Genomic DNA, 22,870 nt, shown 5'->3' with positions numbered 1-22,870 from the left:
CCCGGGCACGGGCCACGGCGCGAGCCCCCTCACGTTGTCAACCCGTCTGATTTGGCTCCGGGCACCAACCGGATGCTAGACACCCAACACCTGAAAAGGTTGTACGGGGCACAGATGCCCAGATTCGACTATACGGGACAAAACGGAAGCTGGGGAAACGAAATCGCGTGACTTGGCGGCCGATGGCGTCGCTGCGGCGCTAGTTTCGGCTGCCGCATCTGTCCAGCGACACCGAGCGGATTCCCGATACGTACGTACTCACAGACGATGACGTCGGTCAGTGGCTCTTCCTGGACGACGAGAACGTGGCTCCGGCGAAGTTTGTGAAACGTGCGAAGGAGAATCCCGAAGCCATGTCTCCCGAGGATCTAGACAAGTTCAAGATGCCGTATTCGGAGTTCGCGGGACGCATGCGAGCGACGCTGGAGTCGGGTGCACCCCCGGCTGGCGAGTCATCGGGTGGGCTCGACGTCGTTCCGCTCTCCGTGGCACCGCTCGCGGAACCCCGGCGTCCGTGAGATCACGAGACTGCTGGGCTCACGGTGTCCGTTCTTGACGGCAACGACGGGCTCACGGCATGAGCCAGTGAGCCCGTTCGTCGTCGTGGGCGCCTGACGGGCGCGCATGGCCACACGTAGCGCGCATCGCTAGGCTGCCTCGCGCCGCAGCGTCGAGGTGCCGAGGACGATCATCAGCACGGCGAAGCCGGCCAGCACGGCCAGATTCACCCAGAGGGCGGCGAGGCCGTCGCCACGGATCATGACGCCGCGCAGCGCCTCCGCGGCGTAGGTCAGCGGCAACGCGTGCGCCAGCCACTGGAGCGGCTCGGGCAGGGAGTCGATCGGCCAGAGGATCCCGGAAAGCAGCGCCTGCGGGACGATCACGAGCGGGATGAACTGGACGACCTGCAACTCGGTGCGGGCGAAGGTTGAAAGGAAGATTCCGAGGTTCACCGCGCCGAGGGTCAGGAGCAGCGTGAAGAGGAACACCAGCCCCAGGTTGCCGACGTAGTGGATGCGCAGCGCGTAGACCGCGAAGAGGACGGTGACCGCCGCCTGGAGCGCGGCGAAGAGCGTGAAGCCCAGCATGTAGCCAAGCACGATCTCACCCCGGCCGAGCGGGGAGACAATCAGCCGCTCGATGCTCCCTTCACTCCGCTCGCGCAGGAAGGAGACGGAGGTGAGCAGGAAGACAAAGAAGAACACGAAGAAGCCGATGATGACCGGCGCCAGGTAGTCGAGCCGGTCGAACTCCGGTCCGCCGTGCAGGAAGCGGGGTTCAATCTGGATCGGCAGCCCGGCCGGGTTGACGGCGCGTACCACCGTCTCGGGCAGGGTGCGGGTGAGCGCTCCCATGACCGCGCTGGTCGTGCTGGGATCGGAGCCGTCGAGGGTGACCTCGATTTGCTGCGGCGGTCCACCCGGGCGGAGGCTGAGGTCCGCCGGGAGGGTCAGCACTGCGTCGACCTCGCCCTGGTCGAGCGCCCGCATGGCCGCGGCCGCGTCCATCTCCCGCACGGTGAGCGAGGCGTCCTCCTGCAGCCCAGTGACGATCTGGGCCGCGAGGGGGCTCTGTCCCTCGTTGACGATGGCCAGGGTTACCGGGCTGGCCCCATCGCCGCGGTAGATCCAGGCCAGGAGCGACAGCACCAGGACCGGCACGACGAAGAGCAGGAAGAGGGTGCGCCGGTCGCGACGGAATTGGTGGACGATGCGGGTCGCCAGGGCCAGGATGCGGCGCAGGTTCATCGGACCCCTCCTTCCAGGAGGCTGCCGGTGCCCGCCGCGAGGGCGAGGAAGGCGTCTTCGAGGTTCGCCTGCTCGGTGATCTGGCGCAACTCCGACGGGCTGCCGGTGGCGAGCAAGCGTCCCTCACGGAGAAAGGCGAGGCGGTCGCAGCGGTCGGCCTCGTCCATGACGTGGCTGGAGACGATCAGGGTCCGTCCGGCGGCCGCGAGTCGACGGAAGCGCTCCCAGAAGGCGCGGCGCAACACCGGGTCGAGCCCGACCGTGGGCTCGTCCAGGATGAGCAGGTCGGGCTCGTGGAGCAGGGCGCAGGCGAGGGACGCGCGCTGGCGCATGCCGCCGGAGAAGGTGTGCAGCGGGCTATCGAGCCGGTCGGCCAGCTCGACCTCGGCGGCGATTGCCTCGACGCGCTCGCGCAGGCGGCGGTCGTCCAGCCCGTAGAGGGTGCCGAAGAAGGTCAGGTTCTCGCGTAGCGAGAGGTCGGGGTAGAGCGCCGCGGCCTGCGTCATGTAGCCGATGCGGGCGGCGTTGGCGCGGCTCGGCTGCGGTCGGCCGAAGACGCGGACCTGCCCCGCGCTCGCCCGCATTGCCCCGGCGATCAGGCGGATCAGCGTCGTCTTGCCGGAACCGCTCGGCCCTAGGAGTCCGTAGATGATGCCGCTGGGGACGTCGAGCGTGACGCCGGCAAGCGCGGTGATCGGGCCGAACTGCTTGCTGACGTTCTCGACCTCAACGATCGGTTCCATCGGGACCTCCGTCCGTGCCGTCGCCCGCCAGTAGCCCACGGGTGAACAAGCCGGCCAAGGTGGCCGCCATCTCGGCGTCGTCGACCTCCTGGAGGTCGTCATGCCCGACGACGTGCTTGCGCAGGGCGTAGCCGAGGACGCTGCCGAGGAAGGCCTGGGCCGCGAGCCAGGGGTCGACCGGCCGGATTCGGCCGGCGGCGATCTGGCGTTCGAAGTAGGCCGCCAGCCCCCCGATCGGGTGACGTGCGATCATGTGCCCGACGTGGCCCGCCACGTCGGGGAAGCGGATCGCTTCGGTCAACCCGAGGCGCAGGATGGCGGCGTACTCCGGTTGGCCGATCGCCCGGAAGAGGCCGTTGGCCAGGCGCTGCAGCACCTCCTCGACCGGCAGCGCGTCGGCCGTCTCCAATGCGTCCCGCACGACGTAGAACGGGGCGAACTGGTCGAAGATGGCCGTGAAGAGCTCTTCCTTACTGTTGTAGTACCAGTAGATCAGGCCGGCACTGATGCCGGCCTCCGCGGCGATGTCGCGATTGGTGGCGCCGGCGAAGCCCTTCGTCGCGAAGACGCGTGCGGCGGCGAGCGCGATCTGGCGGCGGCGCTCCTCGAACTGTGGGCCGCGGGTGCGAGGCCGGCTGTCTCGTTGTTCGCGCGTCGGTGTCATCAGTCGTGCTCCTTGCTTGACTGATCAGTCAATCAAAGTAAACCGCAGCGCGCTGCACGGCGCACCTGTCCGACTGGACGCAGGTCCTAATCAAGCGATTGCAGGCACACGATCGTCACGACCTGACGTATCATGGTCGCCGACGCTGTGGGGGAACATGGCGTGTACACCTCGTGTATCGCTTCGGCACCGGCGGCGGGTACGGTGGGACCACGTGTGGACGTGCTCGGCCGGGGAAGGGAAGGCGTGGGACCGTGATGGAGAGACGGCGTGCCGGGGGCGCGCTCGCGCTCCTCTTGGTATTGGTGATGACCCTGACAGCGACCGGGATCGGTGTCGGCGCGAGCCCCGCAGCCGCGGCCGAGGAGGCGGCGGGTGAGGTCCACACCTACGATCTGTCGCGGGCGGAGGCGTTGCTGGCCTGGCAACCTGAACCGTCTGCCGACTACCAGAGGGTCTTCCCGCCAGACCAGCGGACGCGCATCACCGATACCACGCAGAAGCCGTACTCGGCCGTGGCCCTGGTGGCGCTCTTCAACGACAAGGGCGAGTTCTACGCCTTCTGTAGCGGCACGTTCATCGCGGCGGACGTCGTTCTCACCGCGGCCCACTGCCTCTACGACAGCCAGGAGGGCTGGGTCGCCAACGTACTGGTCCTCCCGGGGTACAACGCCGGCCAGGAGCCGTTCGGCCGCGCGCTGGCTGCCCAGTCCTGGGTGCCGCAGGCGTGGATCCAGAGTGGCGGGAACAGCCGGTACAACGACTACGGTCTCGTCAAGCTGCCGGACGACTCGCTGGGTAAGAAGACCGGCTGGTTCACCATCGGGGTACTGTCGACCGAATCGCTGAAGGATCCGAACTTCCAGCCACGGATGGCCGGCTACCCCGGCGACAAGCCGTTCGGCACGATGTGGCTCGGGGCGACGAACGCCTTCTCCGGGGTCGTCCGCGACCTGCTCTACTACGACATCGACACCTACGGCGGCCAGAGCGGCTCCGCCGTCTGGCGCGCGTCCGACCGCGTGATCGTCGGCGTGCACGTCCATGCGACCTCCCTCTGGAACGAAGCCTCGCGCATCACCGACGACTTCCTGTACCTGCTGCGGCTCGGCTGCCGGCAGATGGGCTGCAGCTTCGATGCAATCGTTGAGAAGGAGCCGGGGGATACCCCGCCGGATGAGGACACGCCGGACGACGAGGCGCCCGCAGCGGGTGTGCGGCCGGTCTTCAACGCGTTGACTCCGGCGCCCTTCGCGGTCGTCGCGCCGGGCACGGTCCGCGTCGGCGCCCACGCATCGTCCGACAGCGCCGTCACGTCCCTTGAGCTCACCGTCAACGGCCAGACGTTCTCCGGCCAGGGTGAGCAGATCGAGGCGAACGTCTCGCTGGCTCCCGGCGTCTACACGGTGCAGGCCACCGCGGTCGATGCCGACGGCGATACCTTCCAAGCGGCGTGGGACATCATCGTTTCGCCCGATCCGGGTGAGGGGGAGTGGTTCACCGCCACCGGGACCCCCAAGGCGGAGCAGATCAACGCCACCATGCGCTCGTTGGTCGAAGCCTTCCGCTGGCACCTCTACGGCCAGTCGTGGGACGGTGCCCCACATCCCGACCTGCCCAGCCATGCCGCCTTCGCCGGGATGGCCACTCCACCCGGCCCCTGGGTGCAGGGCACGCAGTTCGACCGGGCGGCGACCGAGGCCACACTGCGCAGCCTGGTGGAAGCCTTCCGCTGGCACTTCTGGGGCATCTCGTGGGATGGCGGGCCGCACTGCGACCTGCCGACGCACGTGAACTGCCAGGCGCCGCAGGGGCAGCAGGGAGTGAGCCCGTGGTTTGACGCGAACGGGGCGCCGATTCCGAGCGCGATCGAGGCGACGCTGCGGAGTCTGGTGGAAGCGTTCCGCTGGCACTTCTGGGGATTCTCCTGGGACGGTGGCCAGCATTGGGACCTCCCCACGCACGGGGCGTGAGGTGGCGGCGCGAGCCTGCACCAGGCCCGTCAACTAAGCCACAGAGCAAGCGACGCGTCGACGTTGATACCCAACCTGGCATGTGCTGGGTTGGGTATATTATCTCTGATACGGCTACTAGTGCAGTCCGTCATGATGTGCATGAGTGGTAGAATTCGTGTGAGATGTCGACAAGCGTTTTCGGGCTCATCGGCGACAGTGAGGAGGAGAAGGAATGAGCGCGATGCAGCGGGGAGTCCCCCGCGCGGTAGTGGCGGTCCTTGTTTTCTTGATGGTGGTGGCTAGCTCCGTGCCGGCAGTCGCGAGTGACCCGGGAGCTGAAACGGATAGCCTCGAATGGCTCGGTACCGAGGGGGTGAAGCATCCGCCGGTCGGTCCCCCACCGCCGATGCCGGAGGAACCGTTTGGTTACGTGCACGCGCTCGGCCCGTTGCCGGCCGAACCACCATCGGGCGGTGGCTTCCCGCCGCCGAACGGCGAACAGGAACAGGGCGATTACCAGTATGTGTTCCCGCCTGATGAGCGGACGCGGGTAACACCCACCTACGACTTTCCAGCGTCCGCAGTGGTGTTCCTTGAACTCTATGATTCGCTAATGTTTGAGTTGGGTCAGTGTAGCGGCACCTTTATTGGTCCCGACGTCATCCTCACAGCGGCGCACTGTCTCTGGGATCCTATTTGGGGAGGATGGATCGGAAACGCGCGGGTCGTCCCAGGTAAGGACGGCTGGTCCGAGCCGCACGGCTATGAGTATGCAAGCTGGGCTTGGGTCCCATCCGGCTGGAGAAATAGTCTAGGTACGGATCCTGACTGGGATTGGGGTCTGCTCAAGCTGCCCACCCGAGCACTCGGAAATCGGGTGGGGTGGTTTCAAATCGGTGTCCTGTCTACCGCGTCCCTTCGGGACCCACAGTTTTACCCCACTATTGCCGGCTACCCGGCAGACAAGCCATATGGGACGATGTGGCTGTCTTTCAAGCAAGCGTTCCTCGGTGTTGAACCGTTCCTGCTCTATCACGACATCGATGTCTACGACGGGCAGAGTGGGGCAGCCGTCTGGCGACGAAGCGACGGCGTGATCGTCGGCGTCTTGATTGCTGAGGCTCCCGGACGATTCAACGTCGCGAGCCGTATTGACCGAGAATTCCTGGAACGTCTCCTAAACGCGTGCGGCCAGCTTGGATGCAGCATCTCTTACTTCGTCGAGTCGGCCGGCGGTAGCGGCGGTGGTGGCGGTGGCGGCAACGGCATCAAGCCCGTCTTCGACTCTCTCACGCCTGGGCCGTTTAGCGTCGTCGCTCCTGGACAGATCACCATTGGCGCGTCGGCTCACTCGGACAGCGCAGTCGTCTCGATGACCATGCTCATCGGCGACAGAGAGTTCAACAGTAACACGAACACCGTAAGTGCGCAGGTCGATCTCCCGCCTGGCGTGTACTCAGTCGCGGCGCAAGCGATTGATGCCGATGGGGATGCATTCCGGGCGATGTGGGACATCATCGTTTCGCCCGACCCGGGTGAGGGGGAGTGGTTCACCGCCACCGGGACTCCCAAGGCGGAGCAGATCAACGCCACCATGCGCTCGTTGGTCGAAGCCTTCCGCTGGCACCTCTACGGCCAGTCGTGGGACGGTGCCCCACATCCCGACCTGCCCAGCCATGCCGCCTTCGCCGGGATGGCCACTCCACCCGGCCCCTGGGTGCAGGGCACGCAGTTCGACCGGGCGGCGACCGAGGCCACACTGCGCAGCCTGGTGGAAGCCTTCCGCTGGCACTTCTGGGGCATCTCGTGGGATGGCGGGCCGCACTGCGACCTGCCGACGCACGTGAACTGCCAGGCGCCGCAGGGGCAGCAGGGAGTGAGCCCGTGGTTTGACGCGAACGGGGCGCCGATTCCGAGCGCGATCGAGGCGACGCTGCGGAGTCTGGTGGAAGCGTTCCGCTGGCACTTCTGGGGATTCTCCTGGGACGGTGGCCAGCATTGGGACCTCCCCACGCACGGGGCGTGATAGATCGATGACCGCGTCGGCCCGGAGGATTTGCCTCCGGGCCCATGGCGTGGCCCCATAGCCGCTCGGGTGGTGCATCGATCACCTACCGCTGACGGTACGTGGGGTGGGTGGTCCGGTGATTCCCGTGCGATGGCGCGTGCCCGGGGCTCAAGCCGCCGGGCTGACAAGGCGAAGCCCACTGAAGGGGCTGGGGATGCTGTGTCCGCCAGACGGCCAAACGGGATACGCCGGGATGTCGCCATCGTAGCCCCTTCAGTGGGCTTACCCACTATTCAGCCCGGCGGCTTGAGCCCCGGGCACATGCCGGATGGCGGGATCCCTCATGCCGAGGCGCCAGCCCTGCGTCGCCCCAGCCGGCTTCAGCAGGCTTTTCTTGTCAGCCCGGGGCTTGAGCCCCGGGCACGCGCCGAGCGCGCGGATCCTCACACCACCCAGCCCGCGTCCCGACGCCTGCGCGAAACCAAACCGGGCGCGGCTGCGGCCGCGCCATACCACAGCGGCGGCTGGGGCCGCCGCACTCCAAAGACGGCGTTCTTGCGAGCCCAGTTCGAGGTGGCTCGCACGCCCACTTGGCCGTTCCCGCTAGAATTGCCGGGGCGCCCCGCGGGGGTGGCGCTGGCAGCAGGCGAGAGAGGGTGGCGATGTTCCACGCCGAGAGGATGGCCGATTTCGCGCTCGGGTTGCGTTTCGATGACCTGCCGGATGCGGTGGTGCAGGCCGCCGTGCGCGCGGTGGCTGACACGCTTGCGTGCGCGGTGGGAGCGGTCGGCGAACCTGGACCGGTGATCCTGCGCCGCTATGCGATCGAGCGCGGCGGGCGGCCGGAAGCGACGCTGCTCGGCGGGGATGAGCGCGTCGATCTGCCGCTGGCGGCGCTGGTGAATGGGACGCTGGCACGGGACCTGGATGCGAACGACCTCTACGCCGGACCGCCGCGACGGGATACGGCCCATTTCTCTGACGCGATCCCGGCCGTGCTGGCGGCGGCGGAAGCGGCCGGGGCGAGCGGGCAGGAGCTGCTCACGGCGGTCGTGGTGGCCTATGAGATTCAGGCTGCGTTGACCGAGGCGTATCGCTGGATGGACCGCGGGCTCCACTCGGTCAGTCAGGTGGCCTGGGCCGTGCCGGCCGCGGCGGGGCGGCTGCTCGGCCTGACTCGCGAGCAGATCGTCTCGGCGATCGGGCTGGCCGGCACGACCGGGGGACTGATCCTCCAGTCGTGGCTCAAGCCGTCGCTGGCGATCCCGCTGGTGAAGGGGGGTGCTCCCGGCTTCGCCGGGCAGGCGGGCTTGCAGGCGGCGCTGCTGGCGCGTGCCGGGTTCACCGCGCCGCCGGACGCGCTGGAAACGCTGTTCGACCGCCTGCCGTCCGACGCCGACCCGACGCCGTTCGAGCGGCTGACCGCTCCGTACGCCTTCACGACGCCGCGCAACATGCTCAAGCGGTATCCGGCGCAGATTTTCACCCAGGCGGCGGTGCAGGCCGCGGTCGAGCTCCACCCACAGGTCGGCAACGTCGACGACATCGCCGTGGCGACGGTCTACGGGCACCGCGGCGTGGCGGCCGGGGTGCAGGGCTCGGCGGCGGCGTACACGCCCGAGAGCCGGGCGACGGCCGACCACAGCACCCCGTTCGTCGTGGCCGTCGCGCTCCGACACGGCGACCTGACCCCGGCGAGCTACCAGGGGGAGCCGTGGCAGGATCCGGGGCTGCGCGACCTGATGCAGCGGATCGACCTCGTCATCGACCCGGCGTTCGAGCGGGCGCTGGTCGAGGAGGGACGCTTCGGCTGCCGGCTGGTGGTCGAGATGCTCGACGGGCGGCGCCTGGAAGCGACGGTGGAGCAGCAGCGCGGTCACCCGGACAACCCGCTGTCGCGCGATGAGCTGCTGGCGAAGATGCGCGGTTTCACCGACCCGGTGCTCGGGAACGGCGCCGCCGAGCGGCTGCTGGCCGCGGCCGAGGCGCTGCCGGAGGCCGCCGGGGTGGACGCCCTCATCGCCGCCTGTCGCCCGGCGTGATCCCTTTGTGTGGGCATGAGGAGAGAGAGGATTAGGTGCGGGTACTCATCGCCGGCGGCGGCATCAGCGGGCTGGTGACGGCGCGTGCGCTCTGCCTGCGCGGGTTCGACGTGACCGTCTTCGAGCGACAGCCGGAGTTGCGCCCGGCCGGGGCCGGGATCATGCTGGCGGCCAACGCAACGGCGGTGCTGCGTGAGCTGGGGCTGGTCGAACCGGTCGTGGCGGCTGGCAGCCGCCTCGTGTCGGTTGAGACCCGCTCCTGGCGCGGTGAGTCCCTGACGTACATCCCAAGCGCGGAAATCGACCGCCGCCTCGGTGCGCCCAGTGTCGGTATCCACCGGGCGGACCTGCTGCGGGTGCTCGTCGATGCCCTCGACCCGGGCGTGGTGCGGTTCGGCGCCGAGATCATCGACTTCGATCAAGACCGGGACGGGGTGACGGTGCACCTGTCCTCCGGCGAGTCGGAGCGTGGCGACATGCTCGTCGGCGCCGACGGGATCCGCTCGGCGGTGCGTGCCCGGCTGCTGGCCGATGGTCCGCTCCGCTACGCGGGCTACACCGCCTGGCGTGGGGTCACGACCTGCGAGGCCGCGCCGCCAGGGGCGGCGATCGAGTTGCTGGGGCGGGGAGCGCGCTTCGGTATGGCGCCGGTCGGTGGCGGACGTACCTACTGGTGGGCCACGGCCAATGAGCCGGCCGGGGAGATCGACCCGCCTGTGGGCCGCAAGGCGGATTTGGAGCAGCGATTCGCCGGGTGGTGGGAGCCGGTCCAGGCGTTGCTGGCCGCCACGCCGGAGTCTGAGATCCTGCGTAACGACATCCTGGACCGCGAGCCGGTGGACCGGTGGGGCGTGGGGCGGGTGACGCTGCTCGGTGACGCGGCCCACCCGATGACGCCGAACCTGGGCCAGGGTGCGTGTCAGGCGATCGAGGATGCAGTCGCGCTGGCGGCCGCCCTGGCGGGGAGCAGTGATATCGTCGCGGCGCTGCGCGCCTATGAGAGGGCTCGCCAGCCGCGGACGGCACGGATCACGCGCCTCGCCCGGCGTATGGGTCAGGTTTTCCAGTGGGAGCATCCCATCGCCTGCCGGCTGCGCGACACAGCACTGCGCCTGACCCCGTCCACGCTGACGCGGCGTCAGGCCGAGGGAATGCTGCGCGGCGGGTGATGGATTGGTTCCCCCTCACCCCCTAGCCCCCTCTCCCACAGGGGGAGAGGGGGAACGGCTCTCGCCCACTGGCCCCATCTCCCAACGTTGGGAGAGGGGACGGGGGTGAGGGCTACCGCCTCTACCCCGTGAACAGCGTCCCGGCCAGGCCGAGGGCGGCGAGGATCTGGGCGAGGGCGATGAGCTTGTTGGCGCGCGGGGCGGTGCCGAGGATGCCGCGCCGCCCGAGAAGGCGAGCCACGCCGTCGAGCAGCGCCAGCGCGACCACGCCCGCCCCGACGGTGAGGCGAGCCAGCGCCCCGGTCACGGCCTCGCCGCCAGAGAGGAGCAGTTGGCTCCCTGCGAGCAGGACGGTGACCACCACCGCGACGAGCAGCCAGTTGCGGAACGAGCGACTCCACCAGCGGCGGCCGCTCCAGTCGCCGAGGGATTGATCGCGCACCTCTCGGATCGTCCCGGTTGCGATCAGCCCGAAGACGAAACCGCCGACGTGTGCCAGGAAGGCGACGTCGGACTCCGGCGCGATCGGCAGCACCGAGATGGCACCCTGGATGACTTGCAGGAGGAACCAGAAGCCGATGAGGATGGCCGCCGAGACTCGGCCCAGCGTGATGAACGGGCCGAACGCGAGAAGGGTCCGAACCATGGCTCGCGGGAAGAGGAGGAGATACGCGGCCAGTACCCCGGCGATCGCACCGCTCGCGCCGACCAGCGGTTGGGTGGAGTCGGGGAAGGCGACCGCGAAGACGACGTTGGCCACCATACCGCTCGCCAGGTAGAAGAGGGCGAAGGTGCCGTGGCCGAGCTGGTCTTCCACGTTGTCGCCGAACACCCAGAGAAAGAGCATGTTCCCCGCGATGTGGAGCAAGCCACCGTGGAGGAAGAGGGATGTGACCAGCGTCACCAGATTGCGGCCGGCCCAGAACTCAGCGGGGACGAAGCCCCATCGTTCGACGAACGCCTGCGCCCCTTCCTGCCCGAGCGATACCTCCTGCGCGAAGACGGCGATGCACAGGGCGATGATGGCGAGGGTGACCACGGGCAATCGGCGCGCGCTGGGTTGCGGCTCATCGGCGTAGGGTAGCACCAGGCTCCTCCAGAATATTCCTCAGGACCGCAGGCGGCACCGCACGCGGGTTGCCCGTCCAGACGCCGTCCGAGCAAGGCGCGAGCCAGCGAGCGTATCGCGTCATGCGTCACACGTCATACGTCACGCGAGATGCGTGTTCCGTGTTCCGTGATGCGTGCTGCGGCATGCGTCCCCTCACCCCCGGCCCCTCTCCCACCAGGGGAGCGGGGAGCAAGACGGAACACGGAACACGCCACACACATCTCGCGCGGTGAGCTCGTCGGAATGTTCGACGTTCCCGCGACGTTCAAAACTGTCACCTGCCTGGGCCAGGCAAGGCATGTTAGGATCCCTGCGGCACACTGAACGCGACGCCACACGTTGAACCAATACAAGGGGTGGGAGGACATGGGGAGAACCACGGTCCCGGGGCACGGCGATGCCGCGCGAGCCACGATGCCGGCTGGGACGTCGGTCTTACACTCGCTCCGCGCGTATCCGGGGTTCCGCATCCTCTTCGGCAGCACGCTCGGGACCAACTCCGCCTTCTGGATGTGGAATATCGCGGCCGGGTGGCTGGCGCTCGATATGACTGACTCGCCGTTCTTCGTCGGCCTTACCGGCTTCCTCGGCGGCATCCCGACGCTCATCTTCTCAATTCCCGGCGGGGTGATCCTCGATCGTGTCGATCGCCGGCTGGTGCTGCTGACGGCGCAGGGAGTGGTGACGGCGATCGCCTCCGTCGTGGCGCTGCTACTGGTGCTCGATCGGATGCTCCCCTGGCACCTGCTCGTCGCGACCTTTCTGAACGGCACCGCGATGTCGTTCGTCTTCCCGACGCGCAACGCGCTGGTGGCCAACCTGGTTCCTGCGCATGACCTGGCGAATGCCGTCGCGTTGAACGCGGCCGGGCAGAATGCCACGCGCGTCGTCGGACCGGCGCTGGCCGGCCCGTTGATCGCATCGCTGGGTGTCGTCGGGACGTTCGTCGCCTGCACCGTATCGCAGGTCGCGGCCTTCATCATTACCTTGAAGTTACCTTCCGCACGGCCGTCGCCGTCGGCGGTGCGTCGGACGCTGTGGGGCAGCCTGATCGAGGGCCTCTCGGTCATCTGGCGCAGCGAATACCTCACCGGGTTGATGATTCTCGCCGCGGTGCCGACGATGCTGGTGATGCCGTACTCGAACCTGCTGCCGGTCTTCGCCGAGCACGAGCTACGGATCGGCGCCACCGGCCTTGGCCTGCTCATGGCCGTCAACGGCGCGGGCGCGGTGCTGGCCTCGCTGCTCGTTGCGGGGTGGCGGCGGCTGACCGAGCTCCCGGGGGTGCAGGTCTGGACGGCGGCCGGGTTTGCCACCGTCGTGCTGGCGTTCTCGTGGACGCCGTCGCCGCTGCTGGCGTGCTGCTTCACCTTCCTGGCCGGTGCGTTGAGCGCCATCTACCTGGCGGTCAACAACACCAAGATTCACCTCAGCGTCGACGACAGCGTGCGCGGCCGAGTCCTCGGCGTCTACCTGTTGACCTGGGGGCTGTTGCCGGTGGGGACGCTCCCGGCCGGGGCGATCGCGAACCGGTACGGCGCGCCGGTCGCCATGACGGTCCTTACCATCCTGGCGCTCGCGCTGATCCTGCTGACCGCGTTGCGGTTCCGCACGCTCCTCCGGGGTGAACCGCCCCGTGTCGAGGTGGCCCGGCAGCGGGGATAGGGTGATGCGTGATACGTAATACTCCCCTCTCCCCTCGTGGGCTCCGTCCGAGAGGGGCCGGGGGTGAGGGGCGGTTGACGCATGACGCATGACGAAGCACAAAACACGCAACACGCAACACGCAACACGCATCACCCTCCTCCGCTGGCCATTTGGCCAGTGTGAGTACCCCGGTCGGCTGCTATGCTTCCCTGGTTGTGGATGCTCTGCTGGCGCCTTCCGATGCGCCTTCGGCCGGTGGAGTCGTCGATGAAGCTGCCCTGGGTGCTCCAACACCCGCCACTCCGCGTCATCCTCGGGTTGACCGCCATGGCCGGGGTCGCGGTCGGTCTGGTGATCCCATTCCTGACGCTGACGGCACGGGATCGTGGGGTCTCCCTGAACGCGATCGGCGCCATGGCGTCCAGCTATCTGATCGCGCAGATGCTGCTCCAACTGCCGATGGGCGTGCTGTCGGACCGCATCGGCAGGAGGCTGCCGATCGCGATCGGGCTGCTGGTGGAGGCGGCGGCGACCATTGGCTATGTCATGGCCGACAGCGCGCTGTCGTTCATCACGCTGCGCGTCGTGCAGGGGGTCGGCCTGGCGATGCTCTACCCGGCGCTGCGGGCACTGATCGTCGACGTCACCCCAAACGAGCGACGGGGGCAGGCGTATGCCGGGTTCGGGGCAGCCTATAGCGCCGGACTGCTGTTCGCTCCCATGCTCGGCGGCATCGTGGCCGAGACGGTCGGGGTCAATGCACTCTTCCTGAGCGCCGCGACCATCGAGATGCTGGTGGCGATCGGTGGGCTGGTGTTCCTGCGGGGGTTCGCCGGCCCGCGCCCGGTTGTCACGACAGGCGAAACGGAGCGCGTCCCATTCCGGGAGCTGCTCGCCGCGCCGCTCATCGGTGCCTTCATCCTCTCCTTTGCCAGCCAGTTCCAGATCGGGCTCTTCTCCGGCATCTGGAGCATCTACATGGACGACATCGGAGCCAGCGACGTCGAAGTCGGGCTGTCGTTCAGCACCTTCTCGATCGCGTACCTGCTGATCGCTCCGGTCGGCGGGCGGCTGGCCGATGCGGGCACCCGCTGGCGGCGTCTGCTGGTCGCCAACCTGTTGATCAGCGGGATCATTATCACCTACGGCCTGGTCCCGTCGGTGCTCGTCATCCTCTTGCTGGGCCTGGTCGAGGGAGCGGTCGCGACGGTGCAGCAGCCGTCGCTCGATGCCTACCTCGCCTCGGTGTCGGACGCGCGGATCCAGGGACGGGTCCAGGGCGCGTTCACGACCATCGGCATGACCGGCGCCGCCGTGAGTGCCTTCCTCGGCTCGGTCCTCTATGGGATCGCCCCGGTCATCCCCTTCCTGACGGGTGGTGCGGTGCTCGCGGTTCTGACGGTTGTCGCCGTGCTCCGCTTCATCCGCCCGGCCGAACTGGGTGGGCACCGCCTCCAGCCGGCGCCGGTCGCTGCCGTCGCCTCATCCGACACGGACGCGCGCTGAGAACGCCGCCTGCGTTCGCTGCCCGCGCCGGCTAGGCCCGGCGCGCCGCACCTCAGCCCGCCTCGGCCTGGGCCGGCTGGCCCGCCTCCGCGGGGATGGGAACCGGAGCAACCGCAAGCGCCAGGACCGGGAAGACCAGTGCGGAGATCAGCGCGGCGGTGATCAGGGCGGCGCTCGTGGCCGACACGATCAGGCCGAGGGTCTGCCCGAGCTGGGCGGCGACGACGATGAACGAGAGCGAGGTCGCCTGCAGCAGGCCCAGGCTCACTGCCTGGCGGGTTCCGACCAGCCGCGCGTAGAGGAGCGCCGGTAACCCGCGCACCAGCAGCAGACCGCCGAGGAAGATCGGAACCCGGAGGATCGCCACCGGCGTATCCAGCAGCGCATCCAGATCGAACTGGAGCCCGGTCGTGATCCAGAAGAAGGGGACGAAGATCCCGTAGCCGATGGCGTTGAGCTTGGTCCGTTCCCGCTCGTTCAGGATCGTCGCATCGCGGTCGACCTGCCGCACGATGGCGCCCGCCACGAAGGTACCAAGGATCCCGGAGAACCCGAGCCGGAGCGCCACCGCACCGAGGAGCGCCAGGAGCGCGAACATGGCGCGGATCCCGATCTGCGCGGACGTGTCCTGAAGTTCGCGGGCAAAGGGGCCAATGCGGTGCATGCGCCGGGCCTGGCCGAGGGTGGCGAAGACAACCAGGCAGAAGGCCGTGAAGAGTCCTAACATCACGAGGTGGCTGCCTACCGCGGGCGTCGCGCTGGAGAAAAAGACCGACAGCAGCAGCACCGGCACGAACTCCCCGACCGATGCGGCCGCGAGCGCCAGTCGGCCGTAGGTCGTGTGTTCGTACCCGGCGTCCTTGATCAATGGCAGCACGATGCCAAGCGAGGTCGAGGCCAGGATGATGCCGATCAACGCGCCATCGCGCACCACGCCGACCCCCTGGAGCCCCATACCGAGCAGGAGAGCCAGGGCCATCGAGGCGACGAAGCTGCCCCCGACCATGCGGGCGATCGGGCCGCGCAGGGCGGCGATGTCGATCTCCAGCCCCCCGAGGAAGAGGAGGACGCTCAGCCCTAACAGGGAGAGGACGTAGATCGGCAGATCGACCTGGATCCAGCCGAGGACCGACGGGCCGAGAATGATCCCCGCCACGATCTCCAGTACCGCCGATGGGAGGGGCAGGCGGCGCACGAGGTGGAGGGTGAGCGGCACGATGACGGCGAGGACCGCCACTTCGGCGATGCCGCTGAACCCGACGGTGGGCAGTGTGGCCGCTGCGAGCAGGAGCATGGCTGCTCCACCGGTCGCTCAGTCGTTAATGCCGACGGAGAACGGGGACGGCGCCGGCCGTCCCTGGTTAGACCCCCATCGTAGCACCCCGCTGGCCTCGGCTGGAGCCTCAGAACCTGACGATGCTGTCAGAGTCGTTCAGCGGCGACGCGTGGGTTGACCGCGGGAAGTGGGTCTGGCCAATACGGGCGATCCCGCGACCGCCGTATGGACCCATGCACCCGTTCAGCGGGTCAGCCCACGCGATCACTCCAGAACCTTGCGCATCTCCTCGAACTCCTCGCGGGAAATCTCGCCGCGGGCAAAGCGCTCGCGCAGGATCTGGAGGGCCGGGTCATGTCCGTCACCGCCGGGGGTGCGCTCGGGGCCGCGCGTGGTGCTCAGCCGTAGCAGCCATACGATCAGCAAGACGATGCCGACGACTGCGGCCACCCACAAGAGCATCATGAGGAGCCCCCACCAGGGCCAGAAACCGAAGCCATTCCAATGCATCATCGTCGTGTCTCCGCTCGGTCACGCCGGAACGTCTGGATCCACCCTGGCCCGCGGACCGTCACAGCGGCGCGGGAAGCGGCGTCGTGTTCGTCACAATGCCGTCACACATCTATAGCCCCAGCCACGTGCCTGACAACGCTCGACGCCCGCCGGAGGCACGAACCTGCCTCCGGCGGCGGGGATGGCGTCGAGCCGAGGCCCCCACGATCCCTGACGGTTGCCGGGCGCCGCTTACGCCCGACGGGACAACTCGGCTGGGGTGGAGGCTTGGACGAGCCGCCGGCGAGCGGGGAGCATCGTCAGCACGGCCAGCGCGGAGATGCCCGCAAGTGCCCCGAAGACCGGTGCGTAGTCGCCCGTCTGTGTGTAGAGGAACCCGGCGGCGACCGGGGCGGCGCCGCGTGCGGCGGTGAAGAAGAGGGCGACGATGCTGCTGATCGTCCCGTAGTGCGCGGAGCCGTAGTAGTCGGCGATCAGCGCGGCGCGAGCCGGGGTGATCGCGCCGAACCCGGCGCCGAAGAGGACGACGAACAGGATGACGCCCGCCGTGCTGCGGGTCAGGAGCAGCACGACGATCGACACGGCCTGGAGCAGGAAGATCGACGCCGTGACGTGCCGGCGTTCCCAGCGGTCGCCGAGCGGCGTAAAGATCAGCCGGCCGGGCAGTGCCAGCAGCCCGATCGCGCCCGCGACGGTGGCGGCGAACCCGGCGCCGTGACCGCGGGCGATCAGGTAGGGGATGAGGTGCACGGTGACCGCGGTGTTGGCGAACATCGTCAGGAAGAACGAGGCGATGATCCACCAGAGGGTCGGATCGCGCAGCGCCTCGCGCGGGGTGATGCTCGGCTGAGCGGCTGTCGGGCTTGCTGCCGTGCCCGCCGGCGCGCCGTCCGGCGCGAGGCCGAGGTCCGCCGGGTGTCGCCGCAGGAGGAGCGCGTGAGGGGCGATGGTGCCGACGCCGAGGAAGATGGCGAGGATCACCAGCGCTTCGCGCCAGCCATAGCGCCCGACCAGCCACGCCGCGAGCGGGATGTAAATGACGCTGGCGAACCCGGCAACGAACGTGAGGATCGTCAACGCCCGCGCCCGCCCGCGGACGAACCACGTCGCGATGACGGCGAAGGCCGGCTCGTAGAGCACGGCGGCCATGGCCAGCCCGAGGCCGGCCCAGATCAGGTAAAAAGCGGTCAGGCTCTCGACGCGCGACCAGGCAAAGACCAGTAGGGTGGCGGCGATCGACCCGACCGTCATCAGCAGCCGGGGGCCGTGCCGGTCGAGCCAGCGGCCCACGGGCAACGCGGAAACGCCCGAGAGGATCAGCGCCAACGAGAAGGCGCCGGTAACCTGCTCGGTGCTCCAGCCGAGTTCCTGGCGCAGCGGCGTGATGAAGACGCTGAAGCCGTAGTAGAGGATGCCCCAGGAGGTGACCTCCGTGAACGACAGAGCCAGCACCAGGATCCAACCATAGTAGATACGACGCGGCCAGGAGATCGTGCGCATCCCGCGCGCCCCCAATCGATTGCAGCGCTCGCCGCCCGTCGAGTCAGTCATCCCGCGGTACGCGCGCATGATAGCGCAGGGAGTGGGTGTGTCGCAGGTGCTCGGCGGGCTCTAGAGTGCGGCGGCCCACGCCGCTCTTGTATGGCACGGCAGGATGCCGCGCGGCGCGGTCCGTTGATGCGGAGGTTCCAGAGCCATCGTCAAGACTTGGGGGTTGGCGTGAAGGAGCCTCTGCCGTGGCGCGTGCCCGGGGCTGAAGCCGCCGGGCTGACAACGAAAGCCCGCTGAAGCGGGCTGGGGATGCTGGGTCCGCTGGGTGGCAAAATCGGATTCGCCGGAATGTCGCCATCGCAGCCCCTTCAGTGGGCTTACCCAATGTGTCAGCCCGGCGGCTCTAGTCCCGGGGCACGCACAGACCGGCGGACATCGCATCATCTGGGGCTGTGCTCGGCGGTGCCCCGGCCGGCTTCAGCCGGCTTTCGTGGTGAGCCCGGCGGCTTTAGCCCCGGGCACGGGCATCGGCCTGGGATCCTTCACGCCACCCACCCCCGGGCACGGGCCGACCGCGTACATCCATGTGATGCGTCAACCTCCATTACCCCCGGGTACGGACCACGACGCGATGTTCCTTTCGCCATGCGCCCATGCGCCTGAAGCTCGGCGCGGGCCAATGGCCCGGCGGCGTTCCCCGTGGCGGTACCCCGTGGGTGCTGCGGTGTGCGACAATCGGTTCCAGTCGGGGTGAGGGAGGCGGCATCGGCTGGCGGGGGCAGGCCGGGTCGTGTGCGCCCTGGCTGTGCGATCATGATGCCCTGGATCACGACGCTAGCGAACAGGGGAGGAGCATGGTAACTCTCGAAGACGTTACCAGCGCGCGGCAAGTCCTCGCCGACCGGATCCACCGGACGCCGCTGATCGGCAGTACGGAGATCTCGCGGCGTGTCGGTGCACCGGTCTTCTTCAAGCTGGAAAACATGCAGAAGACCGGCTCGTTCAAGGTCCGCGGGGTGCTGAACAAGATCGCCGCGCTCGGGCCCGAGGAGCGGGCGCGCGGGCTTTTAGCCGCCTCGGCCGGGAACCATGCGCAGGCGCTCGCCTGGGCTGCCACGGCCGAGGGCGTGGCGTCGACCGTCGTCATGCCCGCCGACGCGCCCCAGACCAAAGTGCAGGCAACGCAGCAGTACGGCGCCACGGTGGTCATGGAGCCGGACCGGATGAAGCTCTTCAGCCGCGCCGATGAGTTGGCCCGGGAGCGCGGTCTGACGTTCGTCCCCCCGTTCGACGATCCCCTCGTGATCGCGGGTCAGGGCACGGTCGGACTGGAGATCCTGGAGGACCTACCCGAGGTCGGCACCGTGGTCGTCCCGATCGGCGGGGGCGGCCTGATTGCTGGCGTCGCGGTGGCGATCAAGCGCCAGCGGCCGAACGCGAAGGTCATCGGCGTCGAGCCGGAGGGCGCGCCCAAGATGTGGCGCGCGCGCCAGGCAGGCCACACCGTGAAGCTGGACCGGATCGATACGATCGCCGACGGGCTGGCGGCACCGTTCGCGGGCGAATTGACCTTCGCCCTCGTGCAGCGCTACGTAGACGACCTGGTGCTGGTATCGGACGATGAGATTCGCCAGGCGATGTTCCTCCTGCTGGAGCGGTGCAAGGTGCTGGCCGAGCCGGCCGGGGCGGCGGCGCTGGCCGCGCTGCTGACCGGCAAGGTCTCGGTGGCGCCCGATGCGCCGGTCGTGGCGATCGTCAGCGGGGGTAACACCGACGTGGCGAGCTTGAGCACGCTGCTGCAAGGCGTCGCGCCGGGCGAGTAGCGCCTGCGCCGGTCGCCCGCGGCGGCGAGCGGAACAGGAGCTGGGTCATGCGGATCAAAGCAGCGGTGTTGTGGGAGCGGCGTACGCCGTTGCGGGTGGAGGACGTTGAAATCGCCGACCCGGCGCCGGGCGAGGCGCGGGTCAAGATCCTGGCGAGTGGCGTCTGCCACTCCGACCTGCACCACATCCGCCGGGAGACGGCGTTCGTGCCGCCGCTGGTGCTGGGGCACGAGGGCGCCGGGGTGGTCGAGTCGGTCGGCGAGGGCGTGACGCGCGTGCGGCCCGGCGACCGTGTCATCATCGCCTTCGGCCAGAAGTGCGGGACGTGCTACTTCTGCCTGCGCGGCGAGCACCACCTCTGCGCCGCGCCGGGGCCGAGCAACGTTCGGCTGCGGCACGGGGACCAGGTGCTGACCCCGCTGCTGGCGGTCGGCAGCTTCGCCGAGTACGCCAACGTCGACGCCCGCAACCTCGTGAAGATCCCTGACGAGATGCCGATCGACCGCGCGGCGCTGATCGCCTGCGGGGTGACGACCGGCCTGGGGGCGGTGATCAAGACGGCGCGGGTGGAGCCCGGCTCGAACGTGGCGGTCATCGGCGTCGGCGGGGTCGGGCTGAACGTCGTGCAGGGCGCGGCGCTGGCCGGGGCGACGCGGGTCATCGCCATCGATCTGGTCGACCGCAAGCTGGAGATGGCGCGCGAGTTCGGCGCGACCCACACCATCAATGCCGGGCGGGAAGACCCAATCGAGGCGGTGCGGAGCCTGACCGGCGGCTGGGGCGCCGACTACGCCTTCGAGGTGATCGGGCACCCGGCGACGATCCGGCAGGCGTACGACATGACGCGCAAGGGCGGCAAGGCGGTCGTCGTCGGGCTGGCGGACGGGGCCGACGAAGTGTCGATCCCGGCTCAGGACCTCATGCGCTCCGGGAAGTCGCTGGTCGGCTGCTTCTACGGGTCGGTGTCGCCCTACGAGGACATCCCGCGCTACGTGGACCTGTATCTGAATCGGCGGATCAAGCTCGATGAGCTGATCAGCCGCCGCTTCGCGCTGGACGAGATCAACGAGGCGATTCGTGCCCTCGACGCGGGCGAGGTCGCGCGCGGGGTGATCATGTTCGAGTGAGGCTCGCGCCTCACGGCGGGGCCACTTAGCGCCGCAACCCGCCCATGCTGTCATCCTTCGCTGCGTGGCCGGTCCGACGCGAGATCCTTCGCTGCGCTCAGGATGACAGCAAGGCGTCGGACGCTCCCGGGCCACAGGCGGACTCGCATAGCCTCAAGGCCCTCACCCCCGGCCCCTCTCCCAACGTTGGGAGAGGGGGGCTTTTTGCTAGGCCGGGTGAGGGGTACCCGCGCTGCTAGGCTGTGCCGGTTAGAGGAGGTCGGTGAGGCCGAGGCGGGTGAGGTGCTCCTCGGGGATGCGGCCGTCGGCGTCCCAGCCGCGGACGCGGTAGTAGGCGTCGATCAGGTGTGTCAGCCGCTCGTGGGTCAGGCCGGCCTCGCCGGTGAGGACGCGGTCGGGCAGGCGGTCGTCGGCGCGCGTCCAACCCTCGCGGATGTTGAAGAGCTTCTTCAGGTTGTTGATGCGCTCACCCGCCACGCGGAGGTCGTCGCCGGTAGTGGGCACGCCGGTGACCATCGTGTACAGCTCCGCCGCCTCGGCGTAGAGGTCGTCGAAGCAGTGGCGCAGGAACTTGCAGATGGTGAGCGAGTCGAGCACCGCGGCCTGGTCCTCGGCGGCTGCGGCGGCCTCGGCACGGGCCAGCGCTTCGGCGTCGGGGTCGAGCCGGTCGGAGAAGTCGATCTCGTACGCGGATGAGCGGTTGTGGCACGCCCCGCGGGTCGCGACGGCCAGGCCGAGCGCCAGGGTCGGGAGCTTGCGCGGGTCGTAGCCGGGCATCTCCAGCCCCTTGACGTGCATGGCCCAGGCGTCGGACCCCTGGCCGGTGCGTTCGGCCGCGCGGCGCGATCCCTCAGCGAGCAGGTCGCCGATGCCCTGGCGGCGGCCGATCGCCTCGATGGTGCGGAGAAGCGAATCGGCGTCGCCGAAGCGGGGGATCTCGTCCACGGGGTAGCCCAGATCCACGCCGCGTTCTGCGCACTCCATGGCCCAGGCGACCGTGGCGCCGGTGGTGATGGCGTCCATGCCGAGGTCGTCGCACAGCGCCGCGGCGCGGAGCACGGCGTTGGGGTCGTCGACGCCGCAGAGGGAGCCGAGCGCGAAGAGGGATTCATACTCAAGGCGGACCGTGCGCTCGGAGCCGCCGTCGCGGGTGCGGTAGTGGTGTTCGCAACCGATGGTACATGCCGCGCAGGCGTGCTTGTCGGTCCGGTGCTCCAGGAACAGGGTCTCCCCGCTGATTGCCTCGGCGCCTGCGAACTCCCCCTGCTGGAAGTTCCGGGTCGGCAGCACCCCGATACGGTTGAAGAAGGCGAGGTTGGCGGCGGTGCCCAGTTCGCGGTACTTGGCGGTGCCGGGGCCGAGGCTGCGGGCGGCGAGGTCGCGCGCGGCTCGTGCGAGGCCCGCGGGGTCGGCGACGGTCGGCAGGCCGCTGCCGTGCACCGCGATCGCCTTGAGGCGCTTGCTGCCCATGACTGCGCCGCCGCCGGTCCTGCCGGCCAGCCGCCCGTCGTTGCTGATCGCGGCGTAGCGCACGCCGTTCTCGCCCGCCTCGCCGATCGCCGCGACCCGGAAGCCCGTGCCGAGCGCGGCGCGGACGGCGTCGGCCGTCTCCTCCGGCGTCCGTCCGAGCAGATCCGTCGCGGGGCGGACCTCGACCCGGCCGTCGTCCACCACGAGGAGCGACCATTCGGTCGCCGTGCCGGTGATGACCAGGGCGTCGAAGCCGGTGCGCTTCAGGGCGATGGCGAGGTAGCTGGAGGAGAGGCTGTCGCCGATCATGCCCGTCTGAGGCGACTTGGTAACGACGGCGACCTTGCTGGCGGTGGTGATGCCGGTGCCGATGAAGGGGCTGGTGGCGAAGATCAGCGGGTTCTCGGGTGCCAGCGGGTCCACGCCCGGCGGCGCCCAGTGGTAGAGGAGCAGGCTGGCGAGCCCCACGCCGCCGATGACGCGGGTCGCCACCTCCGCCGGGATCGGGTGCTCGGCGGCCGACCCGGTGTCAAGGTCGATGTGCAGGTACCGGCCGTGGACGCCGTGCATGGCATCA

Annotated in this window: 16 protein-coding genes; 8 read left to right on the top strand and 8 right to left on the bottom strand. The window is 69.0% G+C overall.

The window, feature by feature from the left end; genetic code table 11:
- Positions 1-647: 647 nt before the first annotated feature.
- From IRZ30_RS06625 to IRZ30_RS06615, 3 genes are read right to left on the bottom strand one after another with little or no spacing between them, the layout of a single operon-like run.
- Positions 648-1,748, bottom strand: a complete 1,101-nt coding sequence (locus IRZ30_RS06625; RefSeq protein WP_294084106.1) for an ABC transporter permease — start codon at positions 1,746-1,748, stop codon at positions 648-650.
- Positions 1,745-2,491: an ABC transporter ATP-binding protein gene (locus IRZ30_RS06620; RefSeq protein ID WP_294084105.1), complete on the bottom strand. Its 747-nt coding sequence runs from the start codon at positions 2,489-2,491 to the stop codon at positions 1,745-1,747. Before IRZ30_RS06620 ends, IRZ30_RS06625 begins: the two co-directional genes overlap by 4 nt.
- A complete protein-coding gene (locus IRZ30_RS06615) occupies positions 2,475-3,155 on the bottom strand; it encodes a TetR/AcrR family transcriptional regulator (RefSeq protein WP_294084104.1) in 681 nt (226 codons plus the stop codon). The genes IRZ30_RS06620 and IRZ30_RS06615 overlap by 17 nt, the downstream gene beginning before the upstream one ends.
- A 257-nt stretch (positions 3,156-3,412) precedes the next feature.
- Between IRZ30_RS06615 and IRZ30_RS06610 the strand changes: the two genes are divergently transcribed.
- From IRZ30_RS06610 to IRZ30_RS06595, 4 genes are all read left to right on the top strand, one after another.
- Positions 3,413-5,128 (top strand): trypsin-like peptidase domain-containing protein, encoded by a 1,716-nt coding sequence (locus IRZ30_RS06610; protein WP_294084103.1) that lies wholly within the window; start codon positions 3,413-3,415, stop codon positions 5,126-5,128.
- Between the two features lie 214 nt (positions 5,129-5,342).
- Complete coding sequence (locus IRZ30_RS06605) at positions 5,343-7,136, top strand: trypsin-like serine protease (protein ID WP_294084102.1); 1,794 nt, start codon at positions 5,343-5,345, stop codon at positions 7,134-7,136.
- Between the two features lie 644 nt (positions 7,137-7,780).
- Positions 7,781-9,160 carry an MmgE/PrpD family protein gene (locus IRZ30_RS06600; RefSeq protein ID WP_294084101.1) on the top strand — a complete coding sequence of 460 codons (1,380 nt, stop codon included), beginning with the start codon at positions 7,781-7,783 and terminating at the stop codon, positions 9,158-9,160.
- Between the two features lie 35 nt (positions 9,161-9,195).
- On the top strand, positions 9,196-10,329 hold the full coding sequence (locus IRZ30_RS06595; RefSeq protein WP_294084100.1) for an FAD-dependent oxidoreductase: 1,134 nt from the start codon (positions 9,196-9,198) through the stop codon (positions 10,327-10,329).
- A 121-nt stretch (positions 10,330-10,450) separates the two neighbouring features.
- Here the strand turns inward: IRZ30_RS06595 and IRZ30_RS06590 are convergent, their stop codons facing one another.
- Complete coding sequence (locus IRZ30_RS06590; RefSeq protein WP_294084099.1) at positions 10,451-11,416, bottom strand: rhomboid family intramembrane serine protease; 966 nt, start codon at positions 11,414-11,416, stop codon at positions 10,451-10,453.
- A 390-nt stretch (positions 11,417-11,806) separates the two neighbouring features.
- Here IRZ30_RS06590 and IRZ30_RS06585 point away from each other — a divergent pair, with 390 nt between their 5' ends.
- Both IRZ30_RS06585 and IRZ30_RS06580 read left to right on the top strand, forming a co-directional pair.
- Positions 11,807-13,105: an MFS transporter gene (locus tag IRZ30_RS06585; RefSeq protein ID WP_294084098.1), complete on the top strand. Its 1,299-nt coding sequence runs from the start codon at positions 11,807-11,809 to the stop codon at positions 13,103-13,105.
- A gap of 249 nt (positions 13,106-13,354) precedes the next feature.
- Entirely contained in the window at positions 13,355-14,593 is a 1,239-nt protein-coding gene (locus IRZ30_RS06580; RefSeq protein ID WP_294084097.1) for an MFS transporter, read from the top strand.
- 52 nt (positions 14,594-14,645) lie between these two features.
- Here IRZ30_RS06580 and IRZ30_RS06575 read toward each other — a convergent pair whose 3' ends face one another.
- From IRZ30_RS06575 to IRZ30_RS06565, 3 genes are all read right to left on the bottom strand, one after another.
- Positions 14,646-15,887 (bottom strand): cation:proton antiporter, encoded by a 1,242-nt coding sequence (locus tag IRZ30_RS06575; protein ID WP_294084096.1) that lies wholly within the window; start codon positions 15,885-15,887, stop codon positions 14,646-14,648.
- A 246-nt stretch (positions 15,888-16,133) separates the two neighbouring features.
- Complete coding sequence (locus tag IRZ30_RS06570; RefSeq protein WP_294084095.1) at positions 16,134-16,382, bottom strand: SHOCT domain-containing protein; 249 nt, start codon at positions 16,380-16,382, stop codon at positions 16,134-16,136.
- Positions 16,383-16,613: 231 nt separating this feature from the next.
- Entirely contained in the window at positions 16,614-17,933 is a 1,320-nt protein-coding gene (locus IRZ30_RS06565; protein WP_294084094.1) for an MFS transporter, read from the bottom strand.
- Between the two features lie 794 nt (positions 17,934-18,727).
- Here IRZ30_RS06565 and IRZ30_RS06560 point away from each other — a divergent pair.
- Complete coding sequence (locus IRZ30_RS06560) at positions 18,728-19,696, top strand: threonine/serine dehydratase (RefSeq protein ID WP_294084093.1); 969 nt, start codon at positions 18,728-18,730, stop codon at positions 19,694-19,696.
- A 47-nt stretch (positions 19,697-19,743) separates the two neighbouring features.
- Positions 19,744-20,823: a Zn-dependent alcohol dehydrogenase gene (locus IRZ30_RS06555; RefSeq protein WP_294084092.1), complete on the top strand. Its 1,080-nt coding sequence runs from the start codon at positions 19,744-19,746 to the stop codon at positions 20,821-20,823.
- Positions 20,824-21,072: 249 nt separating this feature from the next.
- Here IRZ30_RS06555 and IRZ30_RS06550 read toward each other — a convergent pair.
- The coding region (locus IRZ30_RS06550; RefSeq protein ID WP_294084091.1) for an aldehyde ferredoxin oxidoreductase family protein at positions 21,073-22,870 on the bottom strand (1,798 nt) is incomplete at its 5' end.

Origin of the sequence: Sphaerobacter sp., from assembly GCF_019683595.1 — a bacterium.
GTDB lineage: Bacteria > Chloroflexota > Chloroflexia > Thermomicrobiales > Thermomicrobiaceae > Sphaerobacter.
This window is presented reverse-complemented; position numbering and strand designations above follow the sequence as displayed.